This is a genomic window from Ancalomicrobiaceae bacterium S20 (assembly GCA_040269895.1).
Classification (GTDB): domain Bacteria; phylum Pseudomonadota; class Alphaproteobacteria; order Rhizobiales; family Ancalomicrobiaceae; genus Methyloraptor; species Methyloraptor flagellatus.
The window spans coordinates 4,100,006-4,117,558 of record CP158568.1 but is presented as its reverse complement, the minus strand read 5'-3'; the positions used below and the strand labels follow the sequence as shown (position 1 = coordinate 4,117,558).

At 69.3% G+C, this 17,553-nt stretch carries 1 protein-coding gene; it reads right to left on the bottom strand.

What is annotated here, in order from left to right:
• Positions 1 to 10: 10 nt before the first annotated feature.
• The gene (locus tag ABS361_18510) at positions 11 to 17,299 is read right to left on the bottom strand and encodes a hypothetical protein (GenBank protein XBY46943.1); all 17,289 of its coding nucleotides are present in this window, start codon (positions 17,297 to 17,299) and stop codon (positions 11 to 13) included.
• Positions 17,300 to 17,553 lie beyond the last annotated feature (254 nt).

The following is a 17,553-nucleotide window of genomic DNA, read 5'->3' as shown; positions in this document are numbered from 1 at the left end:
GGCCGACGGTTCAACGAGTCTGGATCGGAGCGGAAGAACTCGTACTGAACCGGCCCCTGCGAGCGCGCTCCCGGCGCATGCGCTCGAGATGATCCTCGATCACATACCAGGGAAGGTGGAGACCGGCGGCGTCTTCGAACGCGGTCGACCAGAAGGCCGACCAGAAGTCGCCGCCTCGACCGATCCGGTCGATGTCACGGACGAGGCTGAAGCCCAGCCACCGTGCGCCGACCAGGAAGTCGATGATTCGCGCCTGCTCATCGTACTGCACGACATAAGAGTTAACAAAAGAAGTATAGCGGTTCTGGTGCAGCCAGAACGTCCGCGTCGGCTGGTAGAGCTGGGTCGTGTTGCCCAGGACCGGCTGCGGCGTCCAGTTGTTCATCCATAGTGAGACGTGCGGCGTCGTCAGCCGGAACGTATGGTCGATCGTGGCATCGTCGATGTCGATGACGTCAGCACTGGTGACGATCCGGACGTCCTTCTCCCGCATCAGCGGAATGTGCAGGCCGTTCGGCGCCTGGATCGTCAGCGAAGCGCTGGTGCCGAGTGTGCCGCGATAGCCGGTCAGGATCACGTCGAGCGGCCAGGTCGCGTCGGGCCGCTGCTTGAGCAGACCGACCTCGATGTTGTTGGCCGCCAGCGTCAGCGCCCGGAGGATGGTCAGCGTCTTGAACCGGATGTTGCCGGGAGTCGTCAGCACGAGCCGATCGGCCGTGGCGTCGCCGAGCGTGGTGTCGCCGACCGAGGACACGGTCATGTCTCCGAGGGTCGTCAGCTTGGTGCCGACGATCTCCGCATCGGAATTGAGCGCCACGCCGGCCGTGCCGTTGATCGAGTCGAAGCGGATGCCGACACCGTGGATCGTCACGACGCCATGGGCGTCGATCGACCCGCCGGTGACTGGCGCGGTCTTCGAGTCGAGCGTGACGTCGCCGGCGTCGCCCGGCATTCCGCTCGTGCCGATGAAGCCATAGTCGATTGCGCCGTTGGCGGTCATGGTCTGCGAGCCGGCCGAGGTCGACCGGTCGACCTTGATCGTGGTCGCCGCGTCGATACCGACGCCGCCGGCAGAGACGATCGTCCCGCCCGCCACATCGGCGCCGGTCGAGCTCAGCTTGACGTCGCCGCGATCGCCGGGCGTGCCGGTGGTCGTCAGCGTGCCGACCGTGACGGTCCCGTCCGCCTTGACCGTGATCGTGCCGCCGGCGGTGCCGGTCTGCACGGTCGCGGTGGTCGCGGCGGTGATGTCGATGGTCTTGCCCGCCTTGACGCTGTTCCAGCGAACGAGGCCGGTCTCGGAGACGATGGTCAACGCGCCATTGGTGGCGGCCGCCGTGTCGCCGGTGTTGTCGCCCCTGGCCTTCAGCGAGACCGCCTGCGCGCCGGCGACGACACCGCCGGTCAGGGTGCCGGTCTGCGCGGTCGCGGTGACGCTGCCGGCGATGGAGGCGAGCTTACCGAGGACGAGGTTGGTCGCCGCGGTCAGCCGTTGATCGCCGTTCGACGTCAGCGTGCCCAGGGCCAGATCGGCCCCGGTCGACGTGAGCACGATGTCGCCGCGGTCGTCGTTGCGCCCCGTCGTGGTCACGCGATCGGCGGTGATCGTCCCGACGGCAACCGCCGACACGGTTCCGCCTGCCGTCGAGTCGGTCAGCGTGGCAGTGGTCGCCGCGGTGGCCGAGATCCCGCCGGCCGCGTCGAGATTGGTCGCTGCGACGTTGCCGCCGGTCGACGCGAGCACGACGTCGCCGCGATCGTCGGATGTGCCGGTGGTGGTCAGATCGGAAACCGTGACGGTATCGCCCGCCTGGACCGTGACCGTGCCGCCGGCGGTGCCGGTCTTCACGGTCGCGGTGGTCGCGGCGGTGATGTCGATGGTCTTGCCCGCCTTGACGCCGTTCCAGCGAACGAGGCCGGTCTCGGACACGATGGTCAACGCGCCATTGGTGGCGGTCGCCGTGTCGCCGGTGTTGTCGCCCCTGGCCTTCAGCGAGACCGTCTGCGAGCCCGTGACGGTGCCGCCGGTCAGGGTGCCGGCCTGCGCCGTCGCCGCGATGCCGCCGGCCGTCGAGGTGAGGCTGCCGAGCACGATATCGGTCGCCGCGGTCAGACGCTGGTCACCGGTCGTGTTGATCGTACCGAGGCGCAGATCCGCCGTGGTCGACGTCGCGTCGAGCGCGCCGCCCACGCCGTTTACTGCGGTCGCGTCCGCCGCGCGCAGCGCGAGCGAGCCCTCCGCCGTGACCCGGGCGTCGCCGCCCGTGGCGCTGACGAGGTCGGCTGCGAAGGCCGACTGGGCCGCCACGTCGACGTCGCCCGCGGCCGCGACGACCGTCGCCTTGGTGACGGCCTGGGTCGCCAGCAGATCGACGTCGCCGCTGGTCGCCTTGGCGATGAACGAGGCGGCGGCGATCCGCAGCCGGTTCATGACCTTGGTGATCAGGTTGGCCGTACCGGGCTTGTCGGCCGGGTCGACCGCGAGATCGGCGGCCTCGGTGATGTCGCCGATGCCTTGGCCCGCGTTCAGCACCACGGTGGCGTCCTGACCGGTCGCGGCTACGTCGAAGGCCCGGTTCGGATCGGTCGCCGCGATGATGTGGCCACCGGCCGTGACCGACACCGCGGTGCCGTTGGCGAGGCCCGACAGCACGTTGGTGATCAGCGCATTGCCGGCGGTCAGGATGCGGATCGGACCGAAGGCCGCGCGGATCGACGCACCGTTGAGCATCTTCAGCGCGTCCGAGCTGATGTCGATCGCGCCGGTCAACGCGGAAATCGAGCCGACCGAGGTGATCACCAGGCGGCCCAGCTTGTCGATCGTGAGATTGCTGATCGTGACATTGCCGTTGGCCGTCACCGGTCCGTCGATGGTCGCGTCCTTGGCCGCGGTCAGGAACGCGTCGATGCCGGCGAGAACCGACTTGATCGTGAAGTCGACGCCGCTCGGCCCGTAGAGGGAGACCGAGCCCTTGGTCGCGGTCGCGAAGATGCCGCCGCCGGGCGTGTTGCCGACGCCGAGGCCGCGCTGCTGCGTGCCGATGTCGCCGTCCGACGCCGTCAGCGTGACGGTCTTGCCGAGCACGTTGAGCGTCGGATCCTGCACGGCGCTGAAGATCGAACCCTGCGCGGTGAGGATGACCGCGTTCGGCGAGTAGACCGTATCGATCAGCGCATCGAGCCGGCCGGCCGGCAGACCGTTACCGACTGCGATGTTCACGCCGTTGAGGGCGCGCGCCGTGATGGAGGCACCGGCGAGCGGTGCCAGCGTCAGCGGCGTGGTCGGAGCGTTCGCCGGTGTGCCGATGGCGCCGTTCGCCGCCTCGAGCACGATGTTGCCGGTCGTGACCGACGAACCGCCGGCCGCGTTCATGATCGAGCCGAGCACCTTGATGCGCGTCTCGCCGGGAACGGTGATGGCGCCGAGCGGTGCGTCGCCCTGCGAGGCGAGATAGGCCTTGCCGGTCGGATCGGTCACGGCCGCCGCCGCGGGGGCGGTGACCGTCACGTTCAGGCTCTGGCTCGCCGCGAAATTCAGCGGCCGCTTGGTGAGCGCGGTCAGGAAGGTGCCGTTGGTCCGCGCCATGCCGAGCGCGGCCGCATCGAGCGCGGCGCGCTGCTGCGGCGTCATCGCGCTCTCGTCCTTGCCGAGTTCGATCGTCACCGCCGTGCCGGTGATGCCGAGGCGGGTGGCCTCCGCATAGGCCGCGCGCTGGGCATCGGTCGCGTTCGCTGGCAGGTCGATGCCGCCGACGGTCAGGACGAGGTCCGTCCGTTCGGCCGTGGCGAGCGCGAGCTTCTGCGCGTCGGTCAGCGTGTGGATCGGATCGGTGGTCGGCTGGATGACGATGCCCGGCGCGCTCTGGCCGGCGACGGTCAGGTTCTCGCCGAGGCCCTTGTCCGCCAGCAGCGTGACCGTGCGGCCGGCGACGTTCGGATCCTTGATCACCGGGTTGGTGTTGGTGACGGTCTTGAGAAGGCCGGCCGAGAGCGGGAAGCCGAGTGCCTTCTCCGACCAGGTCGCGCCGGCGGTCAGGCTCTTCTTGTCCGCGTCCGAGGCCGCGTAGCTGTAGCCCGCATCATAATTGGCCGTCAGCGTGCCGACGCTCGCATTGAGCGCCCGGTAGCGCGCGGTCTGCTGGGCCGCGAAGGCGGCGACGTCCTGGGCCGCCGCAGTGTCGATCTCCCCTTGGGTGGCGCCCGGCCGGTTCGCGGCCTCCTGCGCCTGATAGGTCGAGAACAGCGCCTTGTACTGCGCCGAGGCCGGGTCATAGCTGACCGTGTAGGTCGGATCGAAGCTCGCGCCGCCGTTCGCCTGGCCGAGACGGATCTGCCAGTAGAACCGGTACTCCTGGGTCCGGCTCGCCTCGAAGGCGGCGATGGTCGCCGCCTGGCGCTCGGCGTTGGCGGCGCCCGCCGTCAGGCCGAGCGTGTTCCAGTAGTCGATCAGCTGCGCGGTGGTGCGCTGGTCGATCTTCTCGACCGGGTTGTTGTCGAGGATGCGGCCGGCGGTGACGAGCTTCACGTTGCCGCCGGTCGAGACGATCGAGTTCGCGAGGATCGTGCCGTCGGCGTTGTGGGCCCAGGTGCCGGACCGGATGCCGATGTCGCCCGCGGCCTTGGCCGACAGGCCGTAATACCAGTTCAGGCTGCCCGGCACGGCGGTGTCCGGGTTGCCGAACGGCCGCAGCGTCTGGTCGTTGGTGTAGCCGGTATCGACCCGCAGCGGCGCGGCGGTCGAGCCGATCGCGCCGCTGGTCGAGGTCAGCGACACGCGGTCGGCGCGGATCAGCGCGTTGCCGTCGAAGCCCTTGATGTCGGCCGCCGCGGTCAAGGTGACGGCACTGGTGCCGCTCGCCGCCGAGCCGCCGGCCGTAACCTGCTTGAACACCAGATCCGACGTCGAGGTGAGCGAGACCACGCCGTTGCCGGCGGTCGCGCTCAGCGCGCGGTCGCTCTTGCCGATATTGGTCAGCGTCACGCCGATCGGCCGCTGCACGATGCTGCTGCCGCTGGTCGGATCGGCGACACCGCCGATCGAACCGTTGGCCTGCAGATCGATCGTGCGCGCCGTGACCTGCGCGGCATCGCTGCCGGCGATGATCGAGGCGTTCGTGCCGTTGGCCTTGATGGTGGTGGTGCCGTTGAGGTTGGTGAGCGCACCCTTCAGGACCACGTCGGTCGACGAGGTGACGTTGATCCGGCCGGTGTTGGAACCGATGAAGTTGACCGCGACATCGTAGTCTGCCTTGAGCGAATGCGTCGTGATCACGGTGTAGACCTGATTCAGGCTATAGGTGATCGTGACGTTGGAGGCGATACAAGCCGTCCACCAGACGCAGTTCGACTTGCGGCCGGTTTCCTTGATATTCGTGCTGTTGACGTAGGCATTCTGCGACGTGACGTCCGGTTGATCGACGATCTCCTTCCCGGTTGCGGGATCCGTGCCGTTGTTAAAGACCGTGGCCGGCGAGTTCGCGAAGGCGATGCCGTTAATCGAAGAAAGGCCCTCGATCTTGGTCGTGCCCGCCAGGGTCTGGTACAGGGTCAGATACGTACCATCGAAGCGACCGCTAGCCGTCTTGGTGCTCTTCAAGTTGTCGAGCTGATCGTTCTGGAAGAGGCTGAGATCGTCGCTGCCGAAAATGTTCACCTGTTTGTGGGTGAAGCTCGAAATGACGGAGAAAGTCTCGCCGATCGTGTAGGCGTAGCGCGAGCCGGTGAACGGCGAATAGGTGCTCGACCGGTCCGAACCGTAGGTGGTCGTCGGCGCCTGGCTCTGATCGCCCCTCGTGAACTGGCCGGTGATCGCGTCGACCGTTCCGATCACGAACGCACCCGTCGTGGCGTCGATGATGCCGGTCTGAACCGTCTTCACCACACGGCCGCTGCCCGCGCCCGCAGGATCGTAGTCGCGCGTGTAAATGGTCCGCGTCGCGTCGACCTGATTCTTCGCGACGCTGGCCGGACCATGCGCGTCCTGGTCGAGATGCACGTCGGTGATCTCGATCCTGCCGACCCTGCCGCGGCCCGTGCCGCTCAGGTCGGCGCCGGTGTCGAGCGTCGAGAGCACCAGCGTCAGCCCGGTCGTGTTGGTGACGTCGATCGTGCCGAAGCCGTCGAGCACGTTGAGCTGGGCGCCGGTCGCCGACGTGTTGAAGACCTGGCCGAAGATCTGGATATAGCCGCCGTGCACCGAGGTGCCGTTGACCACGACCTGGTTTCGGACCGTGTCGTAGGTCGCGCCCATGGCGGCGACGTTGTCGGAGCCCTTGAAGGCCCAGGTCGCGGTCCTGCCCTGCTGCTTGAGCAGGTCGGCCGTCGCGGCGGAGAAGGTGAAGACTCCGGTCGCGGGATTGTAGGTCACGCCGGCGCCGTAGTTCAGCGACTGGCTGATGTTGGACGTGAAGAGATAGGCCGTCTTGGTGTTGTCGGCCGTGTAGAGGTCGTTCGCCGGCTTGAGATCCTGAGCGGTGAGGCCGAGCAGGCTCGCATCGGTCGTCGTCAGCAGCGTCGAGCCGTCGACGTTCAGCGAATAGGCCGCGACGCCGCTCTGCACGGTGCCGTTCAGGTTCAGATAGCGAGCCGACAGGAAGATATCGCCGTTCGCGATCATGCCGACGCCGAGCGGCACATTGCTGGCCGGATCGCCGGCGACGTGCTTGAAGCCGGGGACGTAGCTCGAGGCGAGGTCGCCGTTGCGCGCCAGGATGCTGATCGCGCCCGCGTTGATCGAGCCGCGGAGATAGATGTTGCCCGCGGCGCTGTCGATCGTCACCGAGCCGTTCAGGTTGGTGATCGCCTTGTCCTGATTGAGGATGATGTCCGGCGCGACCTGCGGCTTCCTGAAGGCGATGCCCGCGGCAGTGGGATCGAAGAAGCCTTCAGGGTTGTAGGTGCTGGTGATGGTGATCTTCGAGCCGCCGGACGTGGCCCCGGTGATCACGTTCTGCGTGGCGAAGCCCGAGGCGCTGCCGGTGACGGCGGCGATGTCCGCCGGATTTTCGACCAGCGCACCGTTGACGCGGATGCGGCCGTAGTCGCCGGTCGGGATGATCAGATTGTTGATCTCGAGCGTCGCGGCGGTGTTGTTGGTGATGGTGATCGAGGCATTGCCCGGCGCCGAGAGGACGCCGCTGCCGTTGGTGCGGACCACATTGCCGCTCAGGTAGATGTTGCCGAGTCGCGCGACGGTGTCGGGGACCACGACGCGGTAGGCCTTGAGGCCGGTGGTGCCGACCGTCCCGGCCCCGCCGTTGGCGGCCGCGACGGCGGCGCCGGTCAGCACGTTGCCCCATTGCGCGAGCGTGTTCGGCCCGTCGATCGTGCCGCCGGACGTGGCGGAACCCTGCAAGGCGTTGACCTGGGTCTGATAATCGGTGATCGCGCCGCTGATGCCGCCTGTCGTGACGCTGCCTTGCAGCGTCCCGCCGTTGACGTAGGCGTTGATCTGAGCCTTGGCGTTGTCGATGCGGACCAGCGCGCCGACCTGCGCGGGGTCCGCGCTGGTCTTGAGAGTCGTATCCCGGATGGTGACGTCGCCGGACTTGCTGCCGTCGAAGGAGGCGTTGAAGATCGTGGTCAAGCCTTGCTTGATGTTGACGATCAGCGTGGTGGAGAGGCTGTCGAGGCTCGTCTTGAGGGCGCCGGCCTTGTTCAGCACGTCGTTCTGATTGGCCTTGATCGTCGCGATCGACTGATCGACCGCCGCAGTCGCGTCCGCTTGGGTGACGGTGCCGTTGGCGAGCCCGGTCTGCTTGCTGACGATGGCCTCGATCGCGGTCGCGATCGCCGATTCGTCGCTGGCAATGGTCGTCAGTGTCCCGCGCGCGGCCGCAAGCGTGTTGTTGCCGGTCGTGACCTGGTTCTGGACGCCCTGGACGGTCCCCGCCAGATTGCCGGCGTTGTACTTGCTCAGCTGTGCGTACTGCCCGAGGACGGCGGTCACGCTCGCGCTCAGGGAATAGCCCTTCGCGTCGCTGCCGGCGTCGCTGCCGTCCGCGTGGGTGCCGTTCCAGAGCTGCGAGATGTTCTCCAGATAGGACGACAGCGTCGTGCCGATGCCGGACGTCGTGGCATTCCGGAAATTGCCGAGGGCGGAGTTCAGGTTCGCGCTGGCTGTCGTCGCCGATTGCGCGGTGGTGCCGTAATTGACGGTCGGGGCCTTCACGAAGTTGCCGGCCTGATCGAAGGTGCCGAGGCCGAGCGCCACGAGCTTCTTCTGCAGGAAGGTCAGTTCGCTCAGGTAGGCCGCCTTGGCGATCGGGTCCTTGTCGTAGAGGACGAGCAGCGCGTTGATCTGCGCGACACGGTCGAGGATGGTCGCGCCGACGTCGAAGGGTCCGCTCAGCGACGCCGAGATCTGGCCGGTGATCGGATCGGCGAAACAGGCCGTGGCGGTGTAGTCGCAAGCGCCGGCGCTGCCGGTCACGTACTTGTTGTAGGCGTTCGCCGTATTCGAGGTCGCGTAGCTGATCGTCAGCGTCTTGTTGCGCTGGACGCCGGTGTCGACGAAGCCGTCGATCACCAGCGTGCTGCCGCCCTGCTGGCTCGCCGAACCGCCGGTGAGCTTGAACGAGACGTCACCGCCGCCGAACAGGTTGCTGATCGCCGACGCGACTTTCGACAACGCTTCCAGGTAGATGTTGGTGCCGACGCCGCGGGCCGTCGTCTTCATCGCGCCCTGGTCGGCGGCGAGCGTGATGTCGCCGGCGGCATTGACGCCGTAATGCGACGCCGGCGCGCCGTCCGAGCGCGCGATCGACAGGATCGCCGTGCTGGTCAGGTTCGACCGCGGGCTCGGTGCCCCGGAGAGCGGAATCGCGGTGTTGTTGTAGAGGTCGACGTTGGTGTTGAGCAGGAAGCTCGACGGCTGCACGCCGTCCGGGCTGCGGCCGGCGGCGAGCGTGACCGTGCCGCTGACCGGCTGGCCGTTGAGGAGGGCGCCGTCGGAGGCCTCGACCCGCGCGTTGACGCCGACATTGAGCAGGTTGTTGAACGTCGCGTTGATGGTCGCGTCGCCGCTCGGCGCGCCCGCCACGCCATAGGTCGTGACCGCGGTGCGCCCGTCGAGATCGGCGTTGCCCCACGCTGCCGCGCGGACGTCGCCGATGTCGACCAGGAGCGTGCTGCCGGCGCCGATCGAGACGGTGGCGTTGGCATTGACCGCGATGGCGACCGCGCCGGAGGCGACCGAGATCGCACCGCCGGAATCGACCTTGGTCTTCTGGTGGACGATCGTCTCGTTATAGGCTTCGACCACCGCCAGGCTGGCGCCCTGGGTCGGCGCGATCAGATGCACGGTGCTGCCGTCGGCGATCATCGCCGAGGTGTCGAGCGCGATCCGGGTGGTGCCGGTCGCCGCCGGCGCGTCCAGGAAGCCGCCCGAACCCGAGCGGACGTCGAAGGTCGCGGTGTCGGCGTTGAACGCGGCCGGCGCGGCCGAGCCCGGCGACAGGCTGTACGGCGTCTCGCCGATGAAGAACCGGTGCACCACATCGACCGCCCGCAGAGCGAAGTCGCGGGCGAGGACCGTCGTGCCGGTGCCGATCGTGGCCGAAACCACGGAGCCGACCTCGGCGCTCAGCCGCGCGCCGCTCGCGCCGGCCAAGGCCGCCTGCGTGCTGTCGACATCGCCGGAGAACAGGTCCGTCTGGCTCGCGCCGACGGTGATCGCGCCGTCGGTCACGTCGATGAGGCTCGGCGCGCCCGTTTCGGCGCCGATCGTCGCGGTGGTGGTGGTACGCTGGGTCGTCGAGGCCGAGGAGGCCGCGCCGGCGATCACGCCACCGCTGCCGGCCTTGGCCACGGCGCCGTCCGTCGCCGTGCCGGTCGCGGTCACGCTCAGGCTGCCGGCCTTGACGGTCATGTCGAAGAAGGTCGACCGGGTCGTGACCTCGGAGAGTGCGTTGGCGACGTTGGCGCCGACCGCGACCACGCCGGCATTGATGCCGTAGGCGCGGGCGCTGTCGTTGGTGCGGGTCGTGGCGCCGAAATTGAGCGCATTGGCGACTGTGAACGCGCCGTGATCCGCCGCCGCGATCGCCGACGAGCCGTCGCGGGCGGTCGCCTTGGTGGCATTGATGCCGATCAGGAAGGCACCGGACGCACCGAAGGTCTGGGCGGAGACGCCGTTCGACAGCGAGGAGGCCGATGCGTCGACCGAGTCCGCCGTGATCGTGCTGCCGCCGGTCATCGTCAGCGTCACCGGCGCGGCGATTTCCGCGTTCGCGATCGAGGCGCCCGCCGCGAGGCCGCCGGCGATGGCGAGGCCGGTCGCCGTGGCCGAGGCACTGTCGGTCGCGAGCGCGGTGAGGGTGACCTTGTCGCTGGACACGATGGTGGCGTGATCGAGCAGGACGGCGACCGACGGTGCGACCCGCGCGGTCGCCTCCGCGCCGGTGCCGGCCGCGCCGATGCCGCCCGAGCTGCCTTTGGCGCTGGCCGAGGCGCTGTCGTTCGAGACCGCGCTGATGGAGACCTTGCCGGCCTTGGCGGCCGTCTTGCCGATCGTGGCCGACGCGCCGTTGCTGCGGTCGACAGAGGCCGTCACGCTGCCGCCGATTTCCGCCGTCGCGATCGAGACGCCGACTGCGACGCCGACCGCGCCCGCGGCTCCGGCTGCCTGGGCCGACACTGATCGATCCGCTTGCGAAACGATTCCGACGCTGCCGGCCGTCACGACGTTGATTCCGGCGAGTTCCGCCGTCGTCGTGGACATGTCGCGCGCAATGGCGACATCCGCCTCGGCCGCGCCGGAGACGGCGAAGCCGCCCGCATAGGATGTTTCGGATACGGTATGAGCGGTGCGGGCCGCGACCTGGACGCCGTTCGAGCCGTTGGCCGTGATCGTCGTTCCATTGCCGCGAATCGCGGCGGTGTTCGAGGCCGTATCGGTGAAGACCGCGATGCCCGCACCCGCGCCGACCAGACCGGCGCCGAGTGCGCCGGTCGTGGCCGTGTGGCCGAGGCGATCGCGGCCGTTGACCGCGACGTTGCCGTTGGCGTTGATCGTCGCCGCGCCGATGACGGCCGAGGTGCCGGCGACCGCCGGATTGACGGCGTTGATCCGGCCGGCGATGTCGATCGCACCGAGCTTGGCGTTGATCGTGTTCGCCGCCGCCGCGGCGTCGCTGTTGCTGGTCGTCCTGGTGACGACGCGCGAGACCGTGCCGCCGGTCGAGAGCTGGCTGCCGGCGAAGGCGCCGACGCTGCCGGAGCCATCCTTGGTCTTGAGCTCGTCGGCGCCCTTGCTCGACGGATCGAGCCCGTTGCCGATCGAATAGACCGACACGCCGGCCGCCAGACCCGCGATCGCGCCGGCGGCGCTGATCGTCGTCGAGGCGATCTGCTTGTCGGCGATCGAGGTGACGAGCACGTCGCGCGCGGCATTGATCGTCGCCGCACCGATCGAGGCGCCGACCGTCGTCTGCAGGATGCCGACGTCGACGCTGCCGCTGAGCGCGGCACCGACCGCACCGGCGAAGGCGCCGTCATAGGCGACGATGCCGGAGAAGTCGCGTGCCGCGACCACAACGTCCTGCTGATTGCCGCCGGCAAACGCGTTGATGATGGCGCCATCCGCGATGGTCGCGAGCGTGGTGATCTTCTCGATCTCGACGCTGATCGCGCCCGCCGCCGCGACGATGCCGGCCGCGCCGGCACCGAAGTTCATCGTGAACACGGTCTCGCTCGACCGCGCCGAGACGAGCACGCCCTTGCCCGACCGGGTCGTGCCGAAGTCCGGCCCGACCGGCTCGTCGAGGTTGGAGGCGCGCAGGGCGAGGCCGGAAACCGACGCCCCGGCGCCGATCGTGGCCTCGGTGTCCTTCTGGAACGACACGACGCCGATCGCCGCACCGACCGCGCCGCCGAGCGACGCGCTGAGCGCACCGCCGAACGACGCCGATCGCGTCGTGTCCTCGGCGCCGACCGCGACGTTGCCCTGGGCGACGACGGTGGCGCCGGCGTCGATCAGCGCTTTGGTGTTGGCGTCGAGCGACAGATAGCCGAGGCCGCCGGTGATGGCGCCGCTGCCGCCGATCGCGCCGGCCGCCGCCACGACGGCGAAGTCTTCGACGGCACGCGCCGTGACCAGGACGTCGTTGCCGGCCGAGACGATGGCGCCGGCGCCGATCGTCGCGAGGGTGGCGTTGTTGACGATGATCGACGACACGCTACCGCCGACGCCCGCCGGCCCGCCGCCGGCGAGCGTGCCGACGATCGAGAGATTGTAGAGATCCGCCGCCGCCGCGACCACGACCGACTGGTCCGCGGAGGCCGTGTTTGCGTTGGTCTGGTTGATCTTCGCGCCCTTGCCGATGGTCGCCGACGTCGTATCGGAGACGATCGGCACACTGGCGCTGATCGCGACGCCGGCGCCGAGCGAGACACCCGCGCCGATGCCGATCGAGTGCAGGATGTCGGACTTGACCGCGTTGACGATGACGCCGTGGGCCGATCCGGTCCGGGCGGCCTCCAGCCGCTTCTTCAGGAGCAGGTCCGCGCCCTGGGCCGCGACATCGCCGGTATCGCCGCCGCCGGCATTGGCGCTGCTGCCCGAGACGTTCGACAGCGACGAGGCCTTGACCTTGTCGTTGCTGCCATAGGCGACGAAGCTCGTGCCGAACCCGTCGGTGTAGCCGACCTTGTCGGTGGTGGAGCCGCCGCCGAGGCCGGTCACGTCCGCCTGGTCTGCGATCGAGGCGGTGGTCGTGCTGTTGAGCACGCTGACGCCGACCGAGGCACCGACGCCGGCGAAGGCGCCGACCGCGCCGCCGCCGACCGCCATCGTGTCGTCGTTCGAGGACGACGCGGTCACGCCGACGTCGCCGGTCGCGAACACGATGGCCTTGCCGATCGTGGCGCTGGTCGTCGTGTTGCGCACGATGACGGTGAGCGCGCCGCCCGCCTCCGCACCCAGTGCGACGCCGAGCCCGTAGCTGTCGACCCGCTCGGTGGTGGTCGCGCCGACCAGGACGTCGCCGAGGCGCGCGCCCGGCAGCGTGCTGCCGGCGGTGATCCGATCGTTCGCGCCGATCCGCGCGACCGCGGTCGGCGTCTCGACCAGGACGGTGACGCCGGCGCCGCCGCCGCCCGCGACGGCCGCGCCGGCCGCCGCGGACGTGATGTCGAGGGTGTTGTCTGCCGAGACGACGAGGTTGCCGTCGAGGTTCTGCGCGACCTTGACCGTCGCGCCGTTGTCGATCGCCGCGGTCGTGGTCGGCGTGACCACGATGACGTTGAGGCCGCCGGCTGCACCGGCCGCCAGAGCTGTGGTCGTGGCCTTGACGGTTTCGGTCGCGGAAGCCGTCACCGCGGCCCCGGCCTTGGTGGTGACGCTGGCATTGTCGACGGTCGCGCCGGTCCGGCTCGTGTCGGTCAGGCTGACCAGGCCGGCGGCGACGCCGGCCGCGGTTGCGGCGACGGAGGTGCCGTTGAGCGTGCGCTTCGAGGCCGCGGCGATGGCGAGCGAGCCGCTGTTCACGTCGGCGCCCGCGGCGATCGTGGCCGTGTTGTCGACGCTGACGACCGCGACGCCGATGCCGGCGCCGCCGCCGGCACCGAACAGCACCGCGCCGTCGGCCATCAGGACATCGACCGCGTCGTAGCTGCGCGCCGAGACAAGGCCGCCGGCGTTGATGGTCGCCCTGCCGATGGTGGCCGAATTGCCGGGCGCGATCGCCGTCTGGTTGGCCATCGAGGAATAACTGAGCGCGCTCTTGTAGTTCTGCGCGCTCTTGCTCGCATCGCGCACGGCCTGGTTGGTCGAAGACGACAGGAATTGCCGGTCGATCGTATCGTCCGACAGCTTGCCGTTCGCCGTCTGGCTGAACGAGCCGGCGCGATCGGTCTGCGCGGTCTGATCGGCCGACGGACCATTGGCGATGGCGAGCACCGAAATGGCCGCGCCGACGCCGCCGAACCCGCCGGCGATGCTTGCGACCGTCGAGGAGGTCGCGCGATTGGTCATCGCGCCGACCATGACCTCGTCGGCTGCATTGACGATCGCGCCATTGCCGATCGAGGCCTGGGTCGCGGCGGTGATCACCGCCACGTCGAGCGCGCCGCCGACGGCGGCGATACCGATCGCGACCGTGCCTTCGGCGACGGCGACGACCGTGCTGTCACGCGCGATCACCGCGACGTCCTGGCCCGCGTTCGCGTTGCCGTTGACGAGGTTGATGCGCGCATCTTCGCCGATGAACGCGCGCGTCTGGTCGACGAAGGCCTCCGCGGCGATTGCGCCGGCGATGCCGGCGTAGAACCCGCCCGCACCCGCGACCACCGAGACGAAGGTGCTCTCGCCGGAGTTGGCATAGACGAGCAGGCCGCGGCCGTCGTTCTTGGCGCTGGCGAAGTCGCTGCCGAGGAATTCCTTGAACGTCGCGCTCGAGTTGCCGAGCGCCGTCACCGACGCGCTGCGGCCGACATAGGCCTCGGTGTCCTTGGTGACGACCGAGATGCCGACGCCGGCGCCGACACCGGCCGCCGCGGCGCCGATCGCGACCGTGCCGGCCGTGACCGCGGCGCGGGTCTGGTCGTCGGCGACGACCATGACGTTGCCGCCGGCGTTGACCTGGGTCGCCGCCGCGGCCGCGCTCTCGATCGAGGCGATCGTCTTGCTGACGACCGCGAAGCCGCTGATCCCGCCCGCCACGGCGCCCGTGCCGCCGCCGGCGACGCTGACCGCGGCACTGGCGAAATTCTCGGCCGCACGGGCCGTGACCGACACGTCGGCCGCGGCGTTGACGGTCGAGCCGGCGCCGATGCGGCCGATCGTGGTGGTCTTGAAGATCGTGGTTTCGACACCGGCGCCGACACCGGCCGTACCGCCGACGGCGACCGAACCGGCGATGCCGAGGTGGTAGAGATCGCTCGCCGCCGCGACGACGACCGACTGCTGGCTGCCGGCCGGGGTATTGTTGTTGTCCGTGTTGATCTTGGCGTTGGCGCCGACGGTCGCTTCCGTGTCGATGACGACCACCGGTATGTCGCCCGAGATCGACACGCCGACATTGCCGCTGATGCCGCCGCTGACCGCCAGCGACCGCATCAGATTGGTCGTGGTCGCGGTGACGGCGACGCCCTTGACCAGCTGCGTCACCGGCTTGGTGTCGCGCTGGAGCATGAACAGGCTGCCGCCCTCGAGGATGGCGTCGGCGACCGTGACGGCGTTGATGTCGCCGCCGGTCTGGCTGGCGAAATCCGACTTCGGCGGCCGCACGGCGAGGCTGCCGTTCGAGCCATAGACCGAGAAGGTGCCCTCGATGCCGGTCGTGACGGTCATGTCGGCGCCGCGGCCGCGGCCTGTCACGGCGGCATTGTCGCCGATCGAGGCGAGCGTGTTCTGCACCACGACCGAGACGCCGACCGCACCGCCGATGCCGGCCGAACCGCCGACGGCACCGCTGCCGACCAGCCGGTTGAAGGTCTGATCGTCGGTCGCCACGACCGCGACGTTGCCGTCGGCGACCACCTTCGAATAGTCGACGATGCTGGCGAGCGTGTCGCCCTTGAGCACGAAGGCGCCGACCGAGCCGGCCACGCCGGCGTTGCCGCCGGCCGCGAAGCCGGCGACCAGCGAATAGACGGATTCCGAGCTGCGTGCCTGCACGAGCACATTGCCGGTCGCCTGGATGTCGCCCGCGTCGGCGAGCGTCGGCGTCTCGGCGAGCGCATTGCGGCCGATCCAGGCGTAGGTCGCCTTGGTCAGCACATTGGCATCGACGCCGGCGCCGACACCCGTGTTGCCGCCGATCGCGATCGCGCCGGCGATGTCGACGATCGTGGTGTCGTCGGTCGCCTTCACGGTGACGTCGCCGGAGCGGATCGTCGCCTTGCGGCCGATCGAGGCCTGCACCTGATCGAGCACGATCGAGGAGGCGAGCGAGCCGCCGACCGAGACGTTGCCCGACGCGGCGCCGGAAACGACGTTGTCGCTGACGGTCTCCGAGGCGGTCGCCGTGACGATCACGCCGCCGGTCGCGGTCAGGGTCGCGCGGTCGCCGATCGTCGCCAGCACGGTGTCCGACAGCGTGCCGACCGCTGCCGAGCCGCCGATGCCGTTGTTGCCGCCGGCCGCGATCACGCCGCCGATGTTGATCAACAGTGTCGGGTCGGCCGCCGTGACGGCGATATCGCCGGCCGTCGCGGTCAGCGTCACGTCGTTGCCGACCGTCGCCTTCGCATTCAGCACCTGGGTGACCGGCGTGGCGACGCCCGCGACGGCATTGCTGCCGCCGGCCGTGCCGGCGATCGCCACCGCGACATAGCGCTGTTCGGCATCGACGCCGATCGCGATCGACCCGGCCTTGATGCTGACGCCGTCGTCGACATGGGCGAGCACGTCATTGGTGACGGTGGTGACGATCAGCGAGCCGCCGACCGCATTGTTCGATCCGGCGCCGAAGGCACCGGCGATGTTGACCTCGAAGGTCCGATCCTTGGCCGTGACCGAGCTCGCGCCGACCGTCGTGATGTCGGCGCCGGTGCCGATCGAGGCCTCGGTGCGCAGGATCTGCGTCAGCGGCGAGACCACGCCGACGATGGCATTGGAGCCGGCCGCCGCGCCCGCGACGCCGGCATTGATCAGCAGTTCCGAGCTCTCGGCGGAAACGCCGAGTGAACCGGCCGTGACCGTCGTCTTGTCGCCACCCGTGCCCGAGCCGAGCCGGGCGAGCGTGTTGTCGCGGATCGTGGTCGCGACCGCGACGCCGCCGAGGCCGTTGGTGCCGCCCGCGCCGACGGCGCCGGCGAGGTTCAGCGCCTCGATCGTGTTGGTGGCGCTGACCGTCATCGCGCCGGTCGCCTTGAACGTGCTGCCGACGCCGGTCGTCGCCTGCGCATCGACCAGCGAAGTCACGACACCGAGAATGCCGGCAATGCCGTTCTTGTCGCTCACCGCGGCGCTGAGCTCGAACAGGTTGATCGTGCGCGCCGCCTTGGCCGCGACATCGATCGCGCCGGTCTGCGCGGGGGTATTCGGCACGTTGCCGAGCGCGCTGATCGTGGCGCGGTCGCCGATCGAGGCGGTGACCTGGCCCGAGTTGACGATGATGCCGAGCGAGATGCCGGCCGCCGCCGAACCGCCCGAGGCGGAAGCCGCCCCGACGATCGTGCGCGACACGGTATCGTCGATCGCATTGACCGCGACCGGACCGAGTGAATCGATCTTCGCCGACGCGCCGATGGTCGCTTGCGTCTTGTTGGCGAGAATCTGCAGCGCCAGGCCGCCCGCGATGGCGGCCTTGTTGCCCGAAGCCGCGCCGGCGATCACCTCGGTGTAGAAGTTGTTCATGCCGAGCAGCGGCAGGTCCATGCCGAGCTTGGCGAGGGTCTTCAACCCCTCGATCACCGTCGCCTTGTCCTTGGCGACCTGATCGGCGAAATCGGCCTTGAGCTTGGTGCCGGCATCCTGGGCGCCGGCGACGCTGCGCACGTCCGAGATCAGCGCCTTCGCGCCGTCGAGTGCATCCTTCACCGAGGCATTGACGGTCTGCAGCGTGGCCGTGCCGGACTGCACCATCGTGTTGAGCGTCGAGAACAGGCTAT

Bases quoted from the DNA above. Each gene is read 5' to 3' on its own strand.
- ABS361_18510 (XBY46943.1), bottom strand. From the start codon at position 17,299: ATGAACAACTTCTACACCGAGGTGATCGCCGGCGCGGCTTCGGGCAAC.